Source organism: Arthrobacter luteolus NBRC 107841 (genome assembly GCF_001552075.1).
Classification (GTDB): Bacteria; Actinomycetota; Actinomycetes; order Actinomycetales; family Micrococcaceae; genus Arthrobacter_B; species Arthrobacter_B luteolus.
The window spans coordinates 313019-336842 of sequence record NZ_BCQM01000003.1 but is presented as its reverse complement, the minus strand read 5'-3'; the positions used below and the strand labels follow the sequence as shown (position 1 = coordinate 336842).

Annotated in this window: 12 protein-coding genes; 5 read left to right on the top strand and 7 right to left on the bottom strand. The window is 67.5% G+C overall.

All coding sequences use genetic code 11. The annotated features are described in order from the left end of the window. Positions 1 to 7 precede the first annotated feature (7 nt). The 6 genes from sufU to AL3_RS08290 form a co-directional block, all read right to left on the bottom strand. Positions 8 to 472 (bottom strand): Fe-S cluster assembly sulfur transfer protein SufU, encoded by a 465-nt coding sequence (gene sufU / locus AL3_RS08315; RefSeq protein ID WP_066299142.1) that lies wholly within the window; start codon positions 470 to 472, stop codon positions 8 to 10. 2 nt (positions 473 to 474) lie between these two features. Further along, the gene (locus AL3_RS08310; RefSeq protein ID WP_066299139.1) at positions 475 to 1791 is read right to left on the bottom strand and encodes an aminotransferase class V-fold PLP-dependent enzyme; all 1317 of its coding nucleotides are present in this window, start codon (positions 1789 to 1791) and stop codon (positions 475 to 477) included. A 114-nt stretch (positions 1792 to 1905) separates the two neighbouring features. Beyond that, the gene (locus AL3_RS08305; RefSeq protein WP_066299136.1) at positions 1906 to 3486 is read right to left on the bottom strand and encodes a sugar transferase; all 1581 of its coding nucleotides are present in this window, start codon (positions 3484 to 3486) and stop codon (positions 1906 to 1908) included. A gap of 413 nt (positions 3487 to 3899) precedes the next feature. Next, on the bottom strand, positions 3900 to 6635 hold the full coding sequence (locus tag AL3_RS08300) for a LuxR C-terminal-related transcriptional regulator (protein ID WP_066299133.1): 2736 nt from the start codon (positions 6633 to 6635) through the stop codon (positions 3900 to 3902). After that, positions 6635 to 9424: a LuxR family transcriptional regulator gene (locus AL3_RS08295; RefSeq protein ID WP_066299130.1), complete on the bottom strand. Its 2790-nt coding sequence runs from the start codon at positions 9422 to 9424 to the stop codon at positions 6635 to 6637. The genes AL3_RS08300 and AL3_RS08295 overlap by 1 nt, the downstream gene beginning before the upstream one ends. A 178-nt stretch (positions 9425 to 9602) precedes the next feature. Continuing rightward, positions 9603 to 12293, bottom strand: coding sequence for an AAA family ATPase (locus tag AL3_RS08290; RefSeq protein ID WP_066299128.1), 2691 nt, complete (start codon positions 12291 to 12293; stop codon positions 9603 to 9605). Between the two features lie 261 nt (positions 12294 to 12554). Between AL3_RS08290 and AL3_RS08285 the strand changes: the two genes are divergently transcribed. The 5 genes from AL3_RS08285 to AL3_RS08265 all read left to right on the top strand — a co-directional run bounded on the left by AL3_RS08285 (position 12555) and on the right by AL3_RS08265 (position 19163). Then, the gene (locus AL3_RS08285; protein ID WP_066299127.1) at positions 12555 to 13193 is read left to right on the top strand and encodes an acyltransferase; all 639 of its coding nucleotides are present in this window, start codon (positions 12555 to 12557) and stop codon (positions 13191 to 13193) included. 148 nt (positions 13194 to 13341) lie between these two features. Beyond that, positions 13342 to 16047, top strand: coding sequence for a WecB/TagA/CpsF family glycosyltransferase (locus AL3_RS18950; RefSeq protein WP_083521571.1), 2706 nt, complete (start codon positions 13342 to 13344; stop codon positions 16045 to 16047). Further along, entirely contained in the window at positions 16048 to 16764 is a 717-nt protein-coding gene (locus AL3_RS08275) for a hypothetical protein (RefSeq protein ID WP_066299125.1), read from the top strand. It abuts the gene before it with no gap. 6 nt (positions 16765 to 16770) lie between these two features. Next, positions 16771 to 18102, top strand: coding sequence for an MFS transporter (locus AL3_RS08270; RefSeq protein WP_066299124.1), 1332 nt, complete (start codon positions 16771 to 16773; stop codon positions 18100 to 18102). Further along, the gene (locus tag AL3_RS08265; RefSeq protein ID WP_246168675.1) at positions 18099 to 19163 is read left to right on the top strand and encodes a TolB family protein; all 1065 of its coding nucleotides are present in this window, start codon (positions 18099 to 18101) and stop codon (positions 19161 to 19163) included. Before AL3_RS08270 ends, AL3_RS08265 begins: the two co-directional genes overlap by 4 nt. 30 nt (positions 19164 to 19193) lie before the next feature. Here AL3_RS08265 and AL3_RS08260 read toward each other — a convergent pair whose 3' ends face one another. Next, positions 19194 to 23690, bottom strand: coding sequence for a DUF4082 domain-containing protein (locus AL3_RS08260; protein WP_066299123.1), 4497 nt, complete (start codon positions 23688 to 23690; stop codon positions 19194 to 19196). Between the last annotated feature and the right edge of the window lie 134 nt (positions 23691 to 23824).

Here is a 23824-nt window from a genome sequence, read left to right as displayed (position 1 = left end):
CGCGCAGCTACTGGGCGGTCTGAACAGCTTCCTCCAGCGCAACCCACGCGAGCATGGCGCACTTCACCCGCGCCGGGTAGCGGGACACCCCGGAGAAGGCCGCGGCGTCGCCGAGCACCTCCTCGTCAGCTTCAACCGTTCCGCGCGAACGCATCACTTCCCGGAAGTTCTCCACCAGGCCCACCACCTCGTCGCGGGGCAGGCCTGCGGCCAGTCCGGTGACGACAGAGGCGGATGCCATGGAGATGGAACATCCCTGGCCTTCCCAGCTGATCCCGCCAACCGTTGCACCGTTTTCTGCTGCATTGTCCAGCGCCGCGCGCAGAGTGATCTCATCACCGCAGGTCGGGTTGAGCTGGTGTGACTCCCCCTTGGCGGTTCCTTCCGGAGGGTCCACCAAACCTTCACCGTGCCGCAGCTTGGCGTGCTCCAGGATGATTTGCTGGTAAAGCTGCTCCAGGTCCGAGCTCATGGCTATTTCACTCCAAAGAATGGACGGACGCCGGCCACTGCTTCAAGCAGCGCATCAACGTCTTCCGTGGTGTTGTAAATGTAGGTGCTGGCACGGGTGCTGGAGACAAGCCCCAGCCGGCGGTGCAGCGGCTGGGCGCAATGGTGGCCCACCCGCACGGCAATGCCCTTGTCATCGAGGAACTGGCCGACGTCGTGCGAATGGACACCAGCGACGTCGAAGGCCGCCAGCCCAATCCGCTCCACCCCTGCTGGAGGGCCCAGCACCGTAACTCCGTCAATCCGCTCCAGCCCGGTGACCAGCCGCTGGCCCAGCTGCGCTTCCCACGCGTGGATCCGGTCCATGCCGGTCTCCTGCAGGTAGTTGACGGCCGCGCCCAGGGCCATGGCCTGGGAAATCCGCTGTGTCCCAGCCTCGAATCGCTGCGGGGCGGGCAGGTACTCCGCCTTCTCCATCGTCACAGTGGTGATCATGGACCCGCCGGTCAGGAACGGCGGCATGGCATTGAGCAGTTCGGCCTTGCCGTACAGCACACCGATCCCGGTAGGCGCAAGCATCTTGTGGCCCGAGAACGCTGCGAAGTCCACGTCCAGCGCCTTTACGTCCACGGGCAGGTGCGGAACGGACTGGCAGGCGTCCAAAACCACCAGCGCGCCATGCCGGCGGGCCATATCCACCAGGGTTCCCACCGGGTTGATGGTTCCCAGGACATTGGAAGCGTGGGTGAACGCCAGCACCTTGGTCCGGTCACCGATCAGTTTCTCGGCTTCCTCCAGCCGCAGGGCCCCGGAGTCGTCCACGGGAATCCAGCGCAGTTCAGCCCCGGTGCGCAGTGCCAGTTCCTGCCACGGAATCAGGTTGGCGTGGTGTTCCATCTCGGTCACCACGATCTCGTCCCCCGGACCGAGGGCGAAGCGCCGGGCTGCTTCTCCCCCGCGTCCCGCTGTGGCGTTGGAAAACGCGTAGGTGACCAGGTTTAGTGCCTCCGTGGCGTTGGAGGTCCAGACAACCTCTTCCGGAGCGGCGTTAATGAAGCCTGCAACCGTGCCGCGTGCGTCTTCAAATACGTCCGTGGCGGAAACGGCAAGGGTGTGGGCTCCGCGGTGCACCGCGGAGTTGCGCTGTTCGTAGAACTCCTGCTCAGCCTCGATCACGCTCAGCGGATTCTGCGACGTCGCTCCCGAATCCAGATAGACCAGCCGGCGCCCGTTGACATCCTGGTCCAGGATGGGAAAGTCATTTCGGATCCGGACCACTTCCGCGTTGTCCAATGGCCCGGAAGCTAGGTGCAGGGTGGCGGGGGTCGAAACCACAGACACGGTCGGTTCTCCTCTGCTGGGGGCATCCTGCGGCGAGATTACGCAAGACAAGTCTGACCTAATCATCCCACGGCGGAGGTACTAAGGCATCTGAGTCTCGCCTAAGTTTGCGTCTCAGTAGGCGCCTTCGGGCTGGACCATCACCCTGACCGTGCGCCACATGATCATCAGGTCACCGGTCAGCGACCAGTTCTCAACGTAGAACAGATCGAGGCGGATCGACTCGTCCCAGGCCAGATTGGACCGTCCATTGATCTGCCACAGACCGGTCAGCCCGGGCTTGATCAGCAGGCGGCGGTGTGTGGAGCCCTGATAACCCTTGACCTCGGACGGCAGGGGCGGACGCGGCCCGACCAGGGACATGTCCCCACGCAGCACGTTCCACAGCTGAGGCAGTTCATCCAGGGAGAACCGGCGCATCCACCGCCCGCACCGAGTTACCCGAGGATCGTGTTTGAGCTTAAACAGGACACCTGCACCCTGGTTCCGGTTCTTCAGGCCCGCCAGGCGCTGCTCTGCATCCACCACCATGGACCGGAACTTCAGCATCTGGAACGTGCGGCCCCGCACACCCACACGCTGCTGGCGGAAGATCACGGGCCCTTTGCTGTCAAAGTGCACGATCAGGAACAGCGCTGCGAAGACCGGTGCCAGTCCCACCAGCGCCACCGAGGCAAGCCCAATGTCCAGGCAGCGTTTGAGTACGTGTTTTCCACCGCTGTACTGCGGCAGTTCCACATGCATCAGGGGCAATCCCTCAACCGGACGCCAATGGATCCGGGGTCCAGCCACATTGGTCAGGCTCGATGCGAGGATCAACTCCGTCGCTGTGTTTTCCAGCCGCCAGCCCAGTTCACGGATGTAGCGGTTGCCGCCCGGAACCGGGCCCGCCACGATCACCGCGTTGGCTCCAAGGGCACGGACCTGCTCGGTGATTTCTTCCGGATCCGTGGCCAGCGGAAGCCCGGCTTCAAGGACGCCGTCCAGCTCCGGTCCCGGCCCGCCGGGAACCACAAGGCCCGCTACCTGGTAGGTGGCGGAGGCGTGGGCCGACACCTGTTTCACCACATACGCAACATCCTCGGAACAGCCGAAAACCACCACCCGGGATAGGTAATGGCCCAGCCGGCGCTGCGAATTCAACCATTTGCGCCAGCACCACCGGCCCAGGAAAAGCCCGCCAAGTCCCAGCGGCAGCGAGACGGCGAGGACAGTGCTGGAAATATCCCGCTGCAGCAGCACCATGGCCAGGGCCACACCGCCGAACATCCTGAGGGTTGCCGTGGCGATCCGCTTGTACTCGTCCACACCGATTCCGAGGAGGCGCTCTTCCCTCGTCCGGTATACGGCCAGCCCTATGTTCCAGGCGAACAGCAGCAGGAGGAGGAAACCCACATGACGCAGGGCTTCCGCTGTGAAACCCCGGTTAGTCAGGGTGATGACTGCTGCCCACCCTGCGGCGAGGGCCAGGACGGTCACCACGAAGTCGGTGCTGATCAGGCCGGCCCGGTATTGGCGGCGCCACCGGTCCTCAGGAGCTTTGGTCCTGGGCCGGGGCTGGGCCGCCGCCCAGCTCTCCGTAATGATGTCTGTCCGGGGTGGGAAGCCGAGCGGCGGCGGTGTCAGCGCCTCGTGTCCGTGCGGACTGTGTCGATTGGGCCTGGCCCGGACGGAGCGTGTGTTCAGGGGTGCCATTTCAGCACGCCGCCCAAAGCGGAAGCAGGGAAGGAGCCGGCGACGGCTGGGGGGAAGTCTGGGTCTCAGCAGACTTCGACGCCGCCGGCTCCGCATGTGGAGGTTTCATTTCCGGTGTTGGCCGGTTGAAACCAGGGATCCGAGCTCCGCTTGGGGGGAACGCAGGTGAGCCGCGCATGGGAGACCTTCTTTTGCACTTCTTTGCACTTCCAAACTGACTCGTTCAGTAAATGCCAGATGCCGAGGTGCTGCACCAGTAGCAGGCACCCTAAAAAGAACCCTATTCACCTAACCATCCGGGCACGCTACCTGCCGCCGGCGCCGGTGCTACTTGCGGGGCTTCCGGCACCAGTGTGCCGCAGCACGCGTAACGCGCTGCGGCACACTGGTTATGACGTTTTGCTGGCTCCAGGCTAGTGTCCGGCGGGCACCCTGGGCTCGGCTTCCAGCGCCCGGTACACGGCTTCGAGCTCCGTGCGCTTGCTGATCCCGAGCTTTACGTAGATCCGGTAGACATGCCCCTCGACTGTGCGCTGGGAAAGCGTAAAACGGGTGGCAACATCCTTGGTGCTCGCGCCTTCCAGCAGCAGTTTCACTATCTCGTGCTCCCTTTTGGTCAGGCGTACCTGATGAACGCTGGGACTGAGATAGGAAACGGTTACCCCGGCGAGTTCGTCCCGGCGCCGCCGCAGCTGCTGAATCAGGGCCCGCTGCCGGCGCAGGTTGTTATGCGCCCCGTAATACCGGATGGCATGGCCGATGCATTCGACGGCCACCAGGAATTTCCTGCGGCGGACCGCTTCGTCTGCGGCCGCCACCATGCGTTCAGGGTTATCCGCAGCGACGGCAGCGGCATAGGCATGCAGTGCAGCAGCCTCGCCGCCTTCGAAGGAGTCGGTCAGGTCCACCAGGCGGCGGGCCTGTTTCAGGTCGCCGATTGCCATCGCCAGCTCCAGGATGTCTTTCTCCGCCGCATATTGCCCAAGTTCCCGGGCTTCGGCCGCCAGTTCGCGCACCAGGGGCGGCGGAGGCTCCTCCGAACCCTGCGGCGCGAGGGCTGCAGCGGCGAACGCCCGGGCCGTCAGCGACAGGGCACGGGGGCCGGCATAGCCCACCCCGCGCAGCTCGCCGGCGAACCGGGCAGCCGGACCGGTGTCGTCCACTACGGCAGCCACGTAGCCAGCCACGGCCAGGGCGTAGGGCAGCAGCCGTTCCGGATCGCGTGCCCGCAGAGCTTCGATTGCGGGCCGAAGCCGCCGCAGTCCCTCACGGTAGCGGCCCTGATGTATTTCGAGCGCTCCCTCAAGCACCCCGATGGTGCCTCCGAAGGCCAGGAGGTGATGCGGGTCAGCGGTCTCCAGTTCTGCGGCCAGTAACTGGCTGAGCTTCTCAAACCGGCCACCGTGCAGCAGTGCAAAGCTCCGCCGGAGGAACAGGCTACCCCGCACGCTGCTTCGAGCCAGCGGCTCCTGCAGCAGTTCGTCCTGTGCCTGGTGCGCGGCAGTCACGGCTTCGTGGGCGGCGCCGGCGGCGGTACGGACTTCCGAGACAAGAGCGAAACCCAGTGCCTTGAACTCATGCAGCGCGGGGGATTCCTCCTCCGCCGCCGTCCGGAGGCTTTCGGCCTCCAGCAGGTCCATGGTGGCAGCCGCAGATGCGCCTTGGGCCAGCAGATTACCGTCAGCCACCCGCGCCCACAGCTCCAGGACGCTTTCACCCGCCGCCAGCCAGGCGGTCCGCTTGTCCCGTGCCTGGAGTCCGGCAAGTTCCGCATCGCGGGCAGCCCAGGCACCGGCCAACATGCGGATCCGGTCCCCCGTCTGATCAGAGCCCGCTGCCAGCTGCGCAGTTGCCAATACCGCGAAATCCAGGGTGGCGGTATCCGGTGCCGTGCTGACGGCGTCATCCAGGCCGGCCCAGGCGTCGGGAAAATTGCCCAGGGCCAGGTGGGCCGCGGCCGCCTCCACGTTCGCCCGGGCCGAGAAAGTGCCAGGGCGGACCGCTTGCGCGAGCCGCAGCGCCAGCTCGGAGTCCCCGGCAGCATTCGCGGCCCGCGCACCTTGTACCAGAGCGGCATCCTGCGGGTCTTCACCGCAGTCCAGTGCCCATCCCAAATGCCGCGGGGACTGCGGAATCCGTTCCGCGGCTCCGCCCTCCCCCAGCAGATTTTCTCTGATCTCGATGCTGCGCATGGGTGGCACCAGGCTGCGGATGGCATCCGCGTGCAGTGCCTGCGCCATCCCGAGCTGCTCCGGAAAATCTGAGACGGGTTCCAGGTAGCCATCATCGACCAGGGTCTGCACGGTTTCCTGGTCCGTCAGCGCCGCCAGTGCGGAGCGGGACAGGACGCCGGCCAACGCCACGGTTTCGAGCACGGTCCGTTCCGGCGGGGTGCGGCCGGCCAGCAGCCGCTTGGCGAGGTCCTGGGCCGTTGGTTCCAAGCCACCGGGAAGTGAACGCAGATACCAGCACTCGTTGCGCAGCAGCAGCTCGCCGCGGCGCCGGGCACCCGTGATCAGCGCCTTGACGTAAAGCGGATTACCGCCCGAGATCTGCGCGAGGACCGCGCTGGACGCGGTGAGCACCGGTCCGCCAAGCTGCTGCACACAGAGTTCATGAACAGCTTCCAGCGGCAGCGGCTGCAGATCGAACCTGGACATCAGTCCGTCCCGGGCGAGGGAGAGAAGTTCCTGCATGTGGACGCCGCGGCTGCGCGAGAGGACGACGAGCCGGAGCTCCCCGGACATGGCCAGCTGGACGAGGATGTGGCTGGATGCCTCATCCAGGTGATGGGCGTCGTCGACCATCAGCAGCGCCTGAGGATGCCCGGCTTCGGCACGGACCCGGAAGTAACGGCGGATGTTCCGCAGCACCACGAGCGGGGATTCCAGGTCCTCTGCCGCCGCGGGCTCCATAAAGGGCGTAAGCACGCCGTAGGAGATCCGGGAGAGCACGGGGCTTCCGTGGATCCGGTAGACGGTGACTATCCCGTCCAGCCGTGACAGGACTTCCTCCGCCAGTGCACTCTTGCCCATGCCTTCCGGCGCCAGTACGACGACGCCGCGCAGCACCGGGTCCAGGAGCCGGCTTGCGATGTCTTCCGCTTCGGCAGCGCGAAGGAACGCCGGCTGCTTTACCTGGCCCGCCATTACTGCGCACCTGCCACGGCAGCCGGTTTGCCTGCAGCGACGAGCCGGGCTAGTTCCCGCCTGCTTCCGACGTGCAGTTTGGAGTAGATCTGATAGAGGTGGCCTTCCACCGTGCGGACGGAAATAGAGAGCTCCTGGGCGATGATTTTGTTGCTTGTTCCATTCGCGGCTGAACGGGCGATGACCCGTTCCCGGGCGGTCAATCCGCGCAGGCAGTCCTCCACCTCGCCGTCGTTATCTGCCTCTGCTGAAAGCAGCCGCCGGCTGCGGTGGATGAAGCGTACGGTGGCCCGGTCGCCCGCTCCGGAGGCCACTTCCAATGCCTGTTCCCTGGTTTCCCGGGCGATCAGGTCGTGGCCATCAGCGTGGGCCGCGTCGGCCGCGAGAAGCAGCAGCTGGGCATCGAATTCGCCGGCGCCCTTTGCATATATTTCGCAGAACCGGGCGAAGCCTCCCTGCAGCCCGGAGGCTATGTCCAGCAGCTGCTGGGCAGCGTCCGTCCTGCCAAGGCGCACTGCACCCAGTGTGGCCAGCAGCGCATAGGAGCCGGCGCCGCGTTCTTCATCCGCTGCGGCGAGTTCTTCCAGCGTGGGTCCGGCTTCAGGAGACTTCAGCACCCCCTGTGCAAGGACCGCGAAGTGGGCTCCCGTCCGTTGTACAGCCCAGGACGGGGATCCCGATACCGCGCCGGCGGACCGCAGATGGTCCCAGGCCCGTTCGTCCTGGCCCTGGAGCGCAGCGGCATAAGCCGCGGCACACTGGACAGTCCGCAGCATGCCGAACGGGTCCGCCACTTCCAGCTGCCTGAGCGCAGGCAGCAAATGCGCCGTCGCGGCAGGGCCCCGGCCTTCGAATGCCCGGAGCATCCCGTCGCAGATTTCCCGGACGGTTCCGCCGAAGACACTGTGTTCCACCGCGTCGGTTGCCGGAGTCAGGCAGGCGGCGGCCGCCGCCACGGCGCCGGTGACCAGCAGAACGTGGATGAGCCGTGCCCTGGCCTCTGCGGCGGGGCCTTCCTCCAGATCCGGTGGAAGGCCATCGGCCAGCAGGTTCCAGAGAGTTGCTGCCAGCTCCAGGGCATCGCCCTGCCGGTCGGTCATCCCCCAGGCCTCGCAGAGCCATGACCCCACCAGGACCCGGAAGCCACGCCCGTTTTCGTCTCCCCGGGCGTAGACGCCGGAGAGGAAGGCAGCGGATTCCGTGTACTTGCCGTGCTGGGAGAGACAGCGGGCGCGGGCCAGGGTCAGCTCGCCTGTGAGCTGCGCGGCCTCGGCGCGGCCCATTCCGCCGTCCAGCAGAACAGCCAGCATCCGCTCACCCTCGTCAAGCAGGGAGGTGTGCTTCCCGGTATCCGTTCCTTCCGCCGGCAGCAGCAGATTGTCCCTGATCTGCTCCGTGGCTGCCAGGCAGCCTGCCCGGCTTTCAGCCATCAGCAGCCGCAGGTTCTCGACCGAAGCGGAGGGTGCCCCGCCGGCCTGCCGGTGCCGGTCCACGATGCCGGCCGCCGCCTGGTAATCGCGGCGGTCGAGATGCGCGCGGGCAAGCTCCAGTACCGCTGCCGGGGACGACAGATAGTTCGGATCTGCGGTGATGAACCGCTCCGCAGCGGCGGAATCCCCCTCATCGTTCGCGGCGCGGCCGGCGGACAGTGCCAGTTCCGGAGTTAGTTTGGCCCCGGCAGACAGCAGCCATTCCGCGCTGCGCAGCGGTGGGGAGACGGCTGGGTCCGGCAGGATCCGGTCCAGCAGCGCCTGCCGCCGTCCTGCATCGAGCTGGGCGCGCAAGACCGTTCCCAGCGTCGGGTCGACCAGGGACAGTGCCGGAACCCCTGCATGGGTGAGCAGCAGCAGCCCGGCTTCCTGCAGGGCATCCACATCCAGGCTGTCCGCGTGTTCCAGTACCTGGGTCAGGGGCAGGGCACCGGCAAGTGCGAGGAACTCAAGCAGTTCCCGCTGGCCAGGTTCAAGGGCAGACAATTTGATTCCCATGGCGGCGTAGAGACGCGGGAACCCCGGCTGCCGTCCGGGTGCCAGCACCCACACCTGGCCGGCAAGAACCAGCCGGCCGCTGTCCCGGTAATCAGCGGCGGCGGCCAGCAGCCGGCTCGGATTACCTCCGCTGATCCGGGCCAGGTCCTCTGCCGCGGCCCGGCTCACCGGCCCCCGCAGCTCGGCCTCCAGCAGGTGTGCGCAGTCCGATGGCAGCATGGGTTCCAGGTCCAGGCGGGTCAGCAGCCCTTCCCGCCACAGCCCCATGAACTCCGACGGGGCGGCGCTGAAGTCGCGGAACGCGGCAATCATGCGGGCGGACCGGTTCACCACCATCTGGCTAAGCACCATGGCGGAAAACTCATCCAGCTCCTCCGCGTTATCCACGGCCAGGATGATGGTTCGTCCAGCGGCACGTTCGCGGACCAGAGCCGTAAGGCCCCGCAGGATCAGCACCGGGTGGGAGGAGGCCTCCGGATCCAGGTCGGAAAGCAGGAAGGTGAGCGCCCCGAACGGGGTGCGCCCGGCGAATGCTGAGCCCCGCACATGGATGGTGTAGGCATCCTGGCCATGGAGCTGCAGGACGTGGCGCATGAGTGCGCTCTTACCGCTGCCTTCCTCGCCGATGAGCAGGCAGCCGGTAGCCGGAGAATCCGGTTCCAGCCTCTCAGCGATCGTCTGGATAAGGCTGGCCCTGCCCAGGAACAGGGAATCGGCACGCGGCTGCCAGTCCGGGCCGGTGCCGGCAGCAGCGGAAGGCGCAGCGTATGCGGTGGCGCCCGTCGAATGATGATCGTCCACAGTGAGACCTCTTCTATACAAACCCATCTGACCCGCGTTGGCGGGCGTTCATCAGAGTAGGTAGGGCCCCTGCACACCGGCTTGAGTAGCAATCACCAGTAGTTGGCTTTACTTACTCGAATAACAGGCGTGGCATTCCATGCCGATACTTGGTCTCCTCCTCAATAATCAACAGCCGCTACTTGTACTCACCGTCCTTTTCCGGCTGCTGGCTCCCCGGCTCATCCCCCAGCAGGCGCCGCAGTTCGGCGCGTCCGGACACATACAGCTTTTGGAAGATCCGGCCCAGGTGCCAGTCCACTGTCCGCGGCGACAGGTGCAGGGCGTTACCCAGCCGGACACTGGATTCGCCGGCGGCAGCCCGGACGGCCAAATCCCGCTCGAACTCGGACAGGGAGGCCAGCCGCCGCGCGATGCCGTTGGCCTCTGCCAGGAACCGGTAGCACTCGTTGGCCACGGACCGGGCGCGCCTGGCCCCGTCCCGGTCCTTGCCGGCCACGGCCGCATCGTGGGCAGCGAGCGCTGTCTTATGCCCCAGCCCAAAGTGACCCAGGTGCAGCAGCTGCCGCGCGACGTCGGACAGCACTCGGCCGGACCGCTGCCGCAGCCCGGTTCCGAGGGAACGCCACATACCGGCGTTGGTCCCTGTTCCCTCACCCGCGGTGCTTTCCAGCAGCACGGCGGCCTGGCCGTCCCCGTACACCGCGGCGGTTGCAAAACACAGCACCGCTTCCGGATAGCAGCCCTGTGCCTTGGCCTGGACGCCCTGTTCTGTAAGGGCCGCTGCCGAGGCCCGGTCTGACTTCCGCGCCAGCACTGCCGCCGCCAGGAAGAACCTGGTGACCGCCGCGATATGGGCAGCTGGCCGGCATCTGTATTCCGGGGCTGCCGCCAGGTATTCGCCCATCCTGTCCCAGTCCTGGTTGGCGGCGTAAGAGTAGGCAGTCGCCGCAAATGCGAGCGGAAGCAGCTCCCGCGGATCGCGCACTTCCAGCTGCCGGAGCGCAGGGAGCAAGGATTCCAGCGCAGCGTCGGACCGCCCGCTCAGCGCGAGGACCACCCCGGCGGGCAACTCCATCCAGGAACCCAGGTAGGTGTCCAGATAGCGCAGCCGGGCTGAACCGTTGAGCAGTTCCAGGGCGAGCGTCAGGTCTCCTGACAGCACGTAGGTGCACAGGATTCCCGTCAGGACTTCACCACCGACGACTTCGGGCAGTCCCGCGGCGGCCTGCAGGTCGGCCCAGAGTGCCGAAGCTTCCTCCCGTGCCTCATCCGTCCGGCCCGCCAGTGCCAGCGCCTGGGCGCGGCAGACGCGGCCGGAAAAACGAACGGTTTCGGCCACGGACCGGTCCTTGCACAGTGCTTCCAGCCCATCCGGCAGAGCAGCCAGATCTGCGTCCTGCACTGCGAGGGTTGCCTCGGCCACCAGAATCCTGTGCTGCACTTCGCTGCGCTCCGGCTCCTCCAGCGCCGCCGAGGCGGCGGCCGCCTGCTGCAGCGCGGCCCGTGGATCAATCGCAGGCTGGGGCAGCCTGCGTCCTATCGCCGCCAACTCCAGCAGAGCGGGTACCGCTGTACCGGCGTCCTGACGGTCAACCAGCGCCCGAAGGTCACGCTCGGCTTCCCGCGGCCGGTCGGCAGCTGCCAGGGCCCGCGCCCGTTCCAGTACCAGCCCCGGGCTGGGTGAGGCCACCGCGGCGCTTATTTTGAGGGCGGCTTCCGGCTCACCGGCACGGTTCGCTGCCGCGCAGGCACGCCGTGCCAGCTCCACGGGAAGGGTGTTGCCTGAGGATGCGGACCACCGGGCATAAGCTTTCGCCGGGGCATCGGGAAATGCGGAGAGATCGGGATCGGTGTCCATGATGTCCTGCCACAGGTCAAAGGACCTGCCGACCGGTATCAGCCCGGCCACCAGGCGCGCATACAGCGGTTCCCGGAGCGAGACGGTTCCTTCACCGTGGCCGACCTTGAGAACGCCGCGTTCCTCCAGGTTGTCCAATGAGTCCGGGTCCGCGACGGCCAGCAGTGTTTCGATGGGAAGTCCTGGACACAGGGAGGCCAGTTCCACGATCCGCCGCTCCTGCTCCGGCAGTCCGCGGTACCAGCTCTCCATCCAGTCCGAGATCTCTCCCGTGTAGGTCAGCGGCCCGGTGAGCGTCCAGGTTCCGCCACGGTCCTGGATCCGTCCCGCCGCAATCTGATCTCTGCAGAGCAGGGAAGTGAACAGCGGATTTCCCTGAGTGTCGGCCCACACCGTCCTGACGGCCAGGGCAGACAAGCGGCCTCCGGCCACCCCTTCCATCAGGGCCTGCGCCTCGCACGTTTCCAGCGGCCCCAGATCAATCCGGCGGATCATCCCGTCCGACCACAAGCGGACCATTTCCTCACCGCAGCGCAGGAGATCCGGGGTGGTGGCCAGAAGCGCCACGACGGATTGGCGGGCCAGCTGGACGGTCACGGTCTGGCTCAGCGGGTCCAGTTCATGGGCGTTATCCACCACCAGGAGGGTCCGCCGGCCCCCGGCCAACCGGGCCAGATGCGCCTTTAGCCCGCGGAGGACCTGCACCGGATTGCTCAGCACGGATTCCGGGAGTTCGCACAGCAGCCAGTTCAGCGGACCGTAATCTGTCCGGGCCGACACCGCGCTCCCACGGATGTGGACTACATGGAAGCCCTGGCCGGCCGCGCGGGCCACGTGGTTGGCCAAGGCTGTCTTTCCGATGCCTTCCGGCCCCACGATCACCGCTCCGCCGTTGCCTTCCACGGCAGACATCGCGGACCGAACCGCGTCACCGCGCCCGGCCAGCTGCAACGGTTCCCCGGCAGCGGCCCGGCTTTGATGCAGCTGCACCGGTGGAACAACGCGCATGAAATTTCCGCCTCTTACGCTTGGATTCGTGTCGGGGGTCGAGGACAAAGCGTAGGGTCGGGGATCGGGCACTGCTACAAGTAGTCGCTACCCCCTTTTGCGCCACTTGGGTGGGCGCCGGAGAGGCCGCAAACGGATCCGCTACTTGGGACGGGGCGGACAATACCTGCGGGAGTCCCGGAGCACCCGGGCGCGGCACCGGAGCGGTAGGGTGTGGCCAGCGGACCGACCGAGGGTGCGCACAGCCGAAAGGAAACGTGCATGAGCCGGATCGAAAGTACGGCGGATGTCGCCGAGAACGCGGAAATCGGCGGCGGGACCCTCATCTGGCATCAGGCCCAGGTGCGTGAAGGAGCCTCACTGGGTTCAAACTGCGTTGTTGGCCGCGGCGCATACATCGGTCCCGGCGTGCAGATCGGGGACAACTGCAAGATCCAGAACCACGCCCTGGTCTACGAGCCCAGCGTTCTGGGCAACGGCGTCTTCGTCGGTCCGGCAGCGGTCTTCACAAATGACACGTACCCACGGGCGGTGAATCCGGACGGGTCCTTGAAGAGCGCGGCGGATTGGCACCCGGTGGGTGTGGTGGTTGAGGACGGCGCCTCGATCGGGGCCCGCACCGTCTGCATCGCCCCGCTGCGGATCGGCCGCTGGGCAACGGTGGCCGCCGGTGCCGTGGTAACCCGCGATGTTCCGTCCTATGCCGTGGTCGCAGGTGTGCCGGCGAGGCAGGTCGGCTGGGTGGGACCGGCCGGATATCCGCTGGCGCAGGGACCGGAACCGGAAGACTGGAGCTGCCCGGTAACGGGCGACTGCTTCCGGCTGGAGGCCAGTGGCCTGCAGCCCGTACCGCGCCGGGGCGCGGTCTCCGGAACCGTCGAAGAGAGAAGCGCTACTTAGATCCACTGTGAGGAACAAGTAGAACTTCGCGGCTCGGGCGCCTCTTCCGGGTTCCACTCCGTTCGGCAGACCCGTAGCTCCTACCCGGGGCTGCTCCTGCTCGCGCTCCTATTCTCACTGCTCGTACGTACGAGTCTGAGGAGCGGTCTTGGCAACACAAAGCAATAACGCGGATGTCCGTGTGCCCGGCCGGCATGTGGCCCGGAAAGCCGGGGCGCAGAGCGCCGCCCGCCTTCTCCTGAGCGGCGTGGAGGTGGATCTGCGGACCGCTGAACAGGCTCTGGCCACCATCGGTGATCGTGCAGGCCAAACCCTGCCGCTGGCCGTGGCCTCCATCAATCTGGACCACCTGCATTACTTCGGGACCGGGGGCCGGTGGCAGGGTTCGCTGCAGGCGCCCCGGGTCTCTTCGGGAGTCCCTGCCGGAGTCCAGTGGCTAAACCTGATCGACGGCGCACCGCTGGCCTCCCGTGCCAGCGCCCTGACCGGTACCCGGTGGCCCCGCCTCGCCGGCAGCGACCTCATCGACCCGGTCCTCGATAACTGCCAGGAGCACGGACTGCGTGTCGGGTTCCTGGGCGGTACTGCCTCGACCCAGCTGGAGCTGACGCAGCTGCTGGCGCAGCGGCGTCCGGATCTCGTGGTCGCCCGGTGCTGGGCGCCGTCCCGGTCCGCGCTCGCAGATCCCGCAGCCAACCGTGCCCTGGCCGCAGAAATTGCCGGTGCCGGGGTGGACGTCCTGGTCGTGGGGCTCGGCAAACCGCGGCAGGAACTCTGGATCGCCGAGTACGGCCCGGACACCGGTGCAGCAGTACTGCTGGCCTTTGGCGCCGTCGTTGATTTTCTCGCCGGACGCATCCAGCGCGCTCCGTCCTGGGTCAGCATCAACGGCCTCGAATGGGCCTGGCGGCTGAGCCTGGAACCGCGGCGGCTGGCACGGCGCTACCTTCTCCAGGGCCCGCCCGCCTATATACGGCTGCGGCGCCGCAGTGCGCCCCAGGCGGCCGCCTTCCGCCGCCAGGTCCCGGCAGTCCGGCAGCCGCTCCCCGCTCCGGACTCCGGGCAGTTCGCCCCGGCACACGGTTATGCGGATATCTGCATCCTCACCGTGACCCACAACAATGCCCTGGATATCGGTACGTTCCTTGAATCCCTGCGTGCGGAAACCGCTGATCAGACCATCCGCGTCGTCGCCGCGGACAACTCCTCGACAGATGCCACCGTCCGGGAGCTTACCCGGCACAGCGACGTGACGGTGGTGCGCACGGGCGGCAACCTCGGGTATGCCGGTGGCATCAACGCCGCCGCGCAGCAGGCCGGCGACGCCGGTGCGGTCCTGGTGCTGAATCCGGACCTGCGGGTGGAGCGCGGAGCCCTGGCCGCCATGCTCCGCCGCCTGCACCAGCTGGGCAGTGGAATCGTGGTGCCGCGGCTCGCCGATGAAGACGGCAGTACCTATCCGTCCCTCCGCCGTGAACCAACCATTACCCGCGCGCTGGGTGATGCGCTGGTGGGGCGCCGGCTTTCCCGCCGTCCTGGCTGGCTTTCCGAAATTGAGTACGACGGCGAAGCGTATGCCTTCGCGCATCCGGTGGAGTGGGCTACCGGCGCGGCACTGCTGGTGGACATGCCCCTGGCCCGCAGGCTTGGGCCCTGGAACGAGTCCTTCTTCCTCTACTCGGAGGAAACCGACTACTTCCGGCGTGCCAGGGACGCGGGGGCGGCAGTATGGTTTGAGCCGGCTGCTGCCATGGTCCACCGGCGCGGCGGCTCGGGACAGTCCCCGGAACTCTCAGCCCTGATGGCCGTCAACCGGGTCCGCTACGCCGAGCTGCACCGCAGCCCCGGCTACGCGGCAATCTTCGGCAGCATGGTGCTGTTGACGGAAACCCTGAGAATCGGCGGCGCCGGCCACCGGCTCGCCGTGCGCACCCTTCTGGCCCCCGGTCGGCGCCGTTTCCTGCCGAAGGCTGACGTGCCTGCCGTCCCCCGTCCTCCGGCCGGTGCTTCACCTATTCCGCCGGGCTCCGTGATCATCCCCTGCCACAACGAGGAAGCGGTCATCGGCGAGACCCTCGACGCCCTGGCTCCGGCGGCAGCGGCCGGCGTGCAGGTGATAGTAGTCTGCAACGGCTGCAGCGATGACTCGGCGCGGGTCGCCCGGTCCCGTCCCGGCACCACGGTCCTGGAACTTGCGGAAGCGTCCAAGACGGCAGCGCTGAATGCCGGAAACGCAGCAGCCGGCCAGTGGCCCCGCTTGTACCTCGACGCCGACATCCGGATTCGGCCGGAGACCGTTCAGGCCATTTTTGAAGCCCTGGAGGGCGGAGCCCAGGCCGTGCGGCCGGCAGCGGAATACGACCTTGAGGGTGCAGGTTTCCTGGTCCGGTCCTATTACCGTGCGCGCCGGCATCTCCCCGGCGCGGAGCACTCGCTCTGGGGAGCGGGAGCCTACGCCCTGAGCGCGCAGGCCGGAAGCCGGCTTGGCCAGCTGCCCCCGGTAGTTGCGGATGACCTCTATGTGGACCGGTTCTTCGCCGGCGCCGAGAAGTCGGTACTGGACTGTCCGCCCGTCCTGGTGCGGCTGCCCCGGGATCTTGCCGGCCTGCTGGCCATCCTGCGGCGCACCTATCGTGGAAACTCCGAGCAAGGCGCCCTGCACGGCACGATGCTTGCCAGCGCGGCGGGTGTCCTGCGGTCCGTGCGCGGGCCGCGCAGCGCTTTCGACGCCGCGGTTTATGCAGCTTTGACCGTCACCGGCCGCCGGCTGGCCGCTGCCTCCCGTCCGGGCGCCGCCTGGGAACGGGACAACAGCAGCAGGATACCGGTGCAGCAGCAGGACAGAGCTTCCTAGATGGCGAAGCTGATGCGCGGCACCAAGGCCTTCGTTGTGACCGGACTTATTCTCGCGGCCGTGCTGCTGGCGGGCGGGGTTATTCTGTCCGGGCTGTCCGGCCCTGCCTCTGCCCCGGAAGCGCAGGACGCCGCCCCTGACGCCGCCCCCGGTGCCGGTACCGGCGGGCTTTCGCCCGGCCCCGGCCCGGCGCCCGGTGAATACACTGCGGAGGACACCGCTTCGGCACCCGGCGCCCGGCCGCCTGCCGCGTCCCCTGACCCGGAACGTCCGCTGGAAGTTCCCCCGGGAGCCGCTGCAGCAGGAGCCGGAACGCTGCCGGCGTCGCGCGTCCTCCCTGAGGCGAAAACACTGCTGGAACCCCCGCTCCCGCCGGCCGATGCGGCAGAGGGCCGCTTGGTGGACGCCTTCCCCGAGCACGTGCTCCCGCTGTCTCCGGGTACGAGGATACTGGCTTCCTCCATCGCGTCCTCCGGCAACACCCTCCAGGCGGGACTGAGGGCGAGCAGCAGCTCCGGCACCGTCGACGTCCTGGCGTTTTATGCCAGCCACTTCCAGTCACTGGGGTTCCAGCCCGGCGCTCCTGAAACCGCCGGCGGCACCACCACCGCCGTCTGGTCCTACGGCGCCAGCGCTGTCACCGTCAGCGTTGGACCGGCAACCGGTGGGGCGGATCTGCCGTACTCCGTTTTCGCCGTGCTGCGGGCCGGGGTGTAGGCAGCTATGTACCTGTCACTCGCAGATCAGCGTGCCCGCCGGCGGAACCGGAATGCTCCGGCCCAGGTCCCCTTCCGGCTCTCCCCCGTCATTGTCTGGCTGGGGATCGTCAGCCTGCTCACAGATGTTTCCTCGGAGGCTGTGGCGGCGGTGCTGCCCGTCTACCTCACCGGGGCGCTGGGGCTCTCGATCCTCGCCTACGGCTTCCTGGACGGCCTTCAGCAGGGCATCAGCTCCGTAGTCCGGATTGCCGCCGGCTGGACGTCGGACACCGTGGACCGCCCGAAGTGGGTGGCTGCTGCCGGCTACGGACTGTCCATGGTTGCCCGGGCCGGCCTGCTGGTCTCAGCCTCAGTGGGCGCAGTGGCTTCGGTGATCACGCTGGACCGGATCGGAAAGGGCATCCGCACGGCACCGCGGGACGCCCTGATTACCTCGGCAGCCCAGCCCGAGCACCTTGCCCGGTCCTTTGGTGTACACCGGATGCTGGACACTGTGGGAGCAACAGCCGGCCCGCTGCTGGCCTTCGGGGTGCTGCTGATCCTGCCCGGCGGCTACTCGACGGTCTTCGTCTTTTCGCTGGGGGCCGCCGTCCTGGGAGTCGCTGTACTGGTCCTGCTGGTTCCCAACCTGCGGTCCGCCCGGCAGGAGCCGGCTCCCGCCGCTGCTCCGGCCCCCTCAGCGGGACCGGATTCCCGCCGGGTTACCGGCCGCCAAGCCCTGCGGGAGTTGAACACCTCCGCGGTGCGCCGGCTCGTCCTGGCCGCGGGGCTGCTCGCCCTGGTCAGCGTGGGCGACGGGTTCCTCTACCTGCTGCTCCTCAGTGGCGGTGGGTTCAACCCGCTGTGGTTCCCCTTGCTCTTCGTTGGGACGAATGCCGCCTATCTGTTGCTCGCCATTCCACTGGGCCGGGCAGCCGACCGCTGGGGACGGCACAAGGTGTTCCTGCTGGGACACCTTGGCCTGCTGGCAGCCTACGCCTGTGCCGGGATCGGCGGCCTGCCCGCGGTCCTTGCCTGCCTTCTGGCGCTGGGTGCCTTTTACGCAGCCACCGACGGGGTGCTGGCCGCCATGATGGGATCCCTGGTGCCTCCACGGCTCCGGGCCACCGGCATCGCTGCCGCGCAAACGGCCGTCGCCGTCGGCCGACTGGTAGCCTCCAGCGCATTCGGAGTCCTTTGGTACACGCTCGGCCCGGAAACCGCGTTGTGGACGGCGGCAGCAGCTTTGGCGCTGGTGCTGCCGGCTGCGGTTTGGCTCATCCGGTCGACCGGGGCCAGACGCAGCGTGGAAGCGGCCCGCGCCGGTGGAGGAAATCCAGGCGGCGGGAATTCATGAGTGCCCTGGACGACCGTTCCCCGGCAGCGCGCCCGTTGCCGGACGGCCCCGGGCCTTCCCCGGCACGCTGGCGGGTGCTCGCAGTGGTGACGGCCGCCGTCGTCGCCGGAAGTACCTTTTACGGCGTCTCAGCGTTCCAGCAGTACCAGGCACGTTCAAGCGCTGCGCCGGGTGTCGCCGTCGACCAGAACCTGCGGGCAGCAGGCGGCGGATACGTGATGTTCCGGAACACGGCCTCCGGCGAAGGCTATGGGCATCTTGGGAGCGTTCCGCTGACAGCGCCCGGCGGGCCCCGGAGGCTGGAGGACACGGCCTGTGACCGGGTGTACGCCACAGCATCGGTCCGTTCCTGCCTGCAGACGACGCCGGGGGTGCTGACGACCTTCTCCGACGTTGTGCTGGACCCGGACGGCGCCCAGCTGGCGGCCTGGCCGCTGCCGGGCATTCCCAGCAGGACACGAATTTCACCGGACGGGTCCCTGGTGGCCTCCACCGCGTTCGTCACCGGGCACTCCTATGCCGGCACAGGTTTCTCCACGGAGACCCGCATCACCGCCCTTGGCGGCCCGGATTACGGCAACATCGAAGACTTCACGCTGCTGGTGGAAGGCATTTCAGTGACCGCAGCGGACAGGAACATCTGGGGCGTCACCTTCAGCACGGACGGAGACACGTTTTATGCCACGGCGGCCAGCGGCGGTTCCACCTGGCTGGTCCGCGGCAGCCTCTCTGCCCGGTCCCTGACTGCCCTGCGCGACGGCGTTGAATGCCCCTCCCTCTCCCCCGATGGACGGCGGATTGCCTTCAAGAAGGACGTCTCCGGTTCTGCCGTTCCGCATTGGCGGGTGGCAGTGCTGGAGCTGGACAGCCTGACCGAAACGGTCCTCGACGAAACCCGCAGCGTGGATGATCAGATTGAGTGGCTGGACGAAGGCACGGTCCTGTACGGGCTTCCGCGCCAGGGCGCTTCCGGCGATTCCGATGTCTGGTCACTGGACACAGCGGGCGGACCGCCGGAGCTGTTCGTCGAACATGCCTGGTCACCGGCGGTCGTCCGCTGATGCCGGGAAATCCCCGGCTGCCCGCCCGCCTTATCCGGGCCGCTGCCCTGCCCGGGTGAAGACCACATCCACGAGGTAGCTGGAACCGGAAGGAGCCGTGGGGAAACCTCCGGCGTAGGAGTAGCGGCCGCCGTTGGCCGGGACAAGGAGCGGCAGCCGGTCCCGGCCGGCCGTGAATCCCCCCGGAGTGGCAGAGTAGACGCCCGACGGCGCGCTGTAGGCAACTGTGTACTCAGTGCCGGGCAGCACCGGTACCGGCGTGTCCAGTGTTGCCGATTGCCAGCCCGCAATCGTCCCGTCGGGGAAAAGCACCCGGGCAAGTTCGGTGCCGGATGCGTCGTAAAGGTAGCCCGTATGCGGTCCGGTGTTGCCTTGGCCGCGGTAGAACCGCACTGCGCTGACCTCCCCGGGAACGTCCACGGAAAACGCAGTGCCAAGGGTCACCGGTGTTCCGTCCAGCACCCGGTCGATGAGGGGCACATCCGCCTGGGCGTAGAGGCTGCAGGGGCAGCCTGCCTCCGGAACTTCCGGCAGGACACCGCCGGAATCGAAGATGACATCCACCAGGTAGCCCGCCGCAGAGGGGCTCGCGGGATAGCCGCCGGAATAGCTGAACCTGCCCCCGGAGGCCGCTACGCTGAGCGGCCCGTAATTGTACGGTGCAGTGAACTGGCCGGGGGTGACCGAGTAGGTCCCCGTCGGTGAGGTGTAGGCCGCTATGTATTCCTCTCCGGCACGGACCGGGACCGGAGCGTCGAAGGTCACGCTCTGCCAGCCGCTGCCGGATTCGGAGGTGAAGACGGCCGAGGCGAGCACCGATCCGTCCGGGGCGAAAAGCCGCCCGGTGTGGGTGCCGCTGTTTCCGGGTCCCTTGAAGAATCGGATCCCGCGGACCAGTCCGTCGGCTGCGGACCGGAACGCTGTCCCCAACACAACCGGCTGCCCGTCGGCCACCTGGGCAATGGCCGGAACCGTGTCGGCAGGAAACAGCCCGCACGGGCAATCCCCTTCGGTGCCGGTGTCTGCGGTGGTGAACGTCCAGGTCCCGCTGCCGTCGGGCAGCAGGCCGCCGGCAGCCTCAGCGTTCAGGCTCACGGTATACGCCGTGGCCGCGGTCAGCGCCGCCGCCGGTGTGAATGCCGCTGTCCGGCCGGCCGCGTCGTAGGCGGTCCGGCCGGGCACTTCCGCCCCGTTCGAACCGCGGACGCTGAAGGTTACGGAGCCGGGCTGGACCTCGTGGGAGAACGTCCCGGAAATGGCTGTGTCTACCGGGACGCTGTCAGCGCCGGCCGCGGGTGCGCGGGAAGACACGCTCAGGGAAGGGTCTCCGCGTTCGAAGGCCACATCCACCAGGTATCCCGACGTGGAGGACTGCTCTGGGTAGGTTCCGCCGTAAACGTACCGGCCGCCATCCGCGGGAACGCTCAGGGGGCCGTAGGCATAGCTTCCGGCGAACTGTCCAAGGTTGGCCGAATAGGCACCGTTGGGTGAGCTGTAGGCAGCTATATACTCCTGTCCGGCCTGTACCGGCACGGGAGCAGGGAAGGTGGCCGTCTGCCAGCCCGACGCCGATTCCCCGCTGAACGTGACCGCGGCAAGCTCGGTGCCGCCCGGCCCGAAAAGCCGGCCCGTGTGGATTCCGGTGTTTCCCGGCCCTTTGTAGAACCGGACGGCGGTCACGGTGCCGGCTGTGTCGGGCCGGAACGCAACACCCAGCGTCAGCGGTATCCCGTCCGAAAGCTGGGGCAGCTGCGGAATGGAATCTTCGCTGAACAGGCTGCACGGGCAGTCCCCCTCAGCGGCGCTGCGGGTTGTGGTGAAAGACCAGGTTCCGCCGGAGACCAGGGCGCCGCCGCCGGTGTCCACAGCGGCCAGCTGAACGGTGTACCGGGTCCCGGCCGCAAGTTCCGCCGCCGGCACGAACTGCGCCGTACGGCTGGCCGCGGAATAGCTGGTTGTTCCGGCAACGGGCGTTCCACCTGCGTCGCGGACCACTATGCTCACGCTTTCCCGGACAGCTTCCTTCGAAAGCACCGCACTGATCCGCGTGTTCAGCGCAGCCCCGGCAGCGCCGTCGGCGGGTGTATGTCCGGAGGCGGACAGGGGCGCGTTGCTCGTCGTTTCAAAGACCGCATCCACGAAGTAGTTGGTGTTGCGGTAACTGTCGGCGGGGAACCGTCCCGGAGTGGTGTTGTACACGCCGGCAGGCGCGGCGCCGAATCCGCCGGCCACTGTCAGGGGAGGAGCCGTGCTGCCCCCGCCCGACCAGTAGTCCGCGGCAGTTGCATAGTGCCCGGACGGCGCACTGTAGGAGACTACGTACCCGTTTCCGGCGCTGACGGCCACGGGCTGGGTGAACATTGCCTGCTGCCACCCTGCTGCGGTCTCCCCGGTGAAGGCGACCGTGGCCAGCGCGGTTCCCGACGCGTCCCACAGCGTTCCGCTGCGCGGCCCGGTGTTGGCCTCTGACTTGTAAAACCGGATCCCGCTGATGTAGCCGCCGACAGCGGGGGTGAACCGCATGCCGACTTCCACAGCCGAACCGTCCCCGCCGTCCGCGGTTTCGGGTTCTTCGGCGCCGAACACCGTATACGGCCCCTGGACACTGAGCGGCGCGGAGACCCCGGCCGTGTTGAAGTTGCCGCTGTCGTCAATGGCCCGGGCCTGCACGGTCTGGGTGTCCATCCCGTGCTGGATATAGGTGTAGCTCCATGTCGAAGTACCGTCGGCGGCTCTCCAGGTCAGGCCGTCATCGGTGGAAACCTCCACTCCGGCAACCTGCCCCCCGGTGTCCGACGCTGTTCCGGTGACCGTGACGGAACTGCCGTTCGGCACGGCTGTCCCGGGCTGGATGGAGGTTATGGCGGTGGAGGGCGCGGTCTTGTCGGTGCTGGCCGCGGTGGCGGTGAGGCTTGAGTCCAGGGAGGCCGGCTGGGCTCCCATATCAGCAAGCAGGTTGACCTGTGCCTGCTGCATCCGGCGGTCGGCCGGCGCGCCCCAGCCGTCATGTTCCCGGTCCAGTCCCCAGGTCCATTGGACGCTGCCCGCGGAAAACACCAGGGCTCCGCTGGGAGCCCGGTACTGGGTTACGTGGTGCTCGGTGGTTCCTTCGGTGACGGTGTTTCCGTAGTCACGCAGGTACTGGGGTGTTGGCCCCACCGTCGTGGAGAGCCTCGTCAGGCCGGCGGGCCGGAAGCCGTTGTCCAGGTCCTCATTGGATTCGTAACCGACGGTGTGCGCGGCCAGTTCGGTGCGGCTCCCGGGGCTTTGGGCGGCCAGGTCCGTGTGCCTCCACAGCCGGTACCTGCCTTCCTCGGCGCTGACCGTCACCGGAAGGTCGGAGAAGTTCGCCACGTAGGCGGTACCGGTGAGGGCGTTCTCCGGTACGCCGCCGCCCTGGGACTGCGGACTGAAGCGGGGGTCCCGCCAGGTCCCCGTCCATTCCGGCGCCGGGTCAATCTTGGTGTTGGCCCAGGTTTCCTTGTAGCTGACGAGCGTGCGGTGCCCGGTTCCGTCCACCGGAGAAGGTTCGTAGCGGGTCCGCCAGTAGACCTCGTTCCCGGAGAGGAACTGGAGGTTCACCCCGGCGTCCCGGGCCGCTTCCACGTTGTCCCGCTGGGCCCCGGACCAGTATTCGTCATGGCCAACGGAGAGGAAGACCCGGTGCGATTTGAGCGCCTCACCCCTGCGGTCGGTGTCGACGCCGGCCTGGTACGTGACGTCATATCCGTTTTTCTCGAGGAACCGCACCATGGGGTATTCGGCACTGAAATAGAAATCCCGTCCGTCGTTGTCTCCCCGGGTGGCCATCGGACGGTTGTAGCTGACCTTGTAGGCCCTGCCGTTCGCAGCCCCCTGGTAGAAGTCCGATCCGCCGTAGGTGTTGTACGCCTGCCAGGTGGGATCCGAGGTCTGGAACACGACGTCGGCGGTGGAGGAATCGCTGCGGACAATGAAGGTGATGTGGCTTGCCCCGCCGGTGTCGGTGCGCCGCAGGAGCGCCACGTACACCCCGGAGACGGCGTCCGCCGGCACGGTCCAGCCTGCCGACCGGTGCCAGGTTCCACAGTCCACCAGCTCGGTGGCGACGTCGCTCAGGCATTCGGGCTGATGCTGCGGCAGCGGCACCGAGGGCGCCACCGTGGCGATGTGCCGCGCACCGAGCCCCTGGTACCAGCCCGTGCGGTAGATATCGATGGTGTAAGCAGACGCATCGGTATCCACCTTGAAGTCCAGGCTTTCCCCGGTGTTGACGCTGATCTCGGTGGCGAAGCCCTGGATTGTCGGATCACCGGCTTTTTCGATGTCCCACACTTCCGGGTCCGTGCCCGGTTTCGCATTTTCGCAGGCCACCGGGTGCTGCGCTGCTGCGCAGTTCTCTGCTGCAGCGGCCGGCGGCGGCTGCAGCAGCACCAGTTGCGCTGCTGCCAGCAGAACGGACAGCGCCACGGCAGCCGCGGCAAGGCTGCGCCGCCGGATCCCCGGATACACCGGAGCCGGGGCCGGGGCCTTGGAGTCTATGTGCATGGTGTCCTGCGTCCTTCATCTATGCCGTCCACTGGATGCCACCCTCACCGTAGGACCGGGGAGCGGAAATAAAAGGCGTGGCACCTACCGGCAGGCCCGCGGTTCGCGCCGCGCAGTCGCCCACCCGGGCAGGT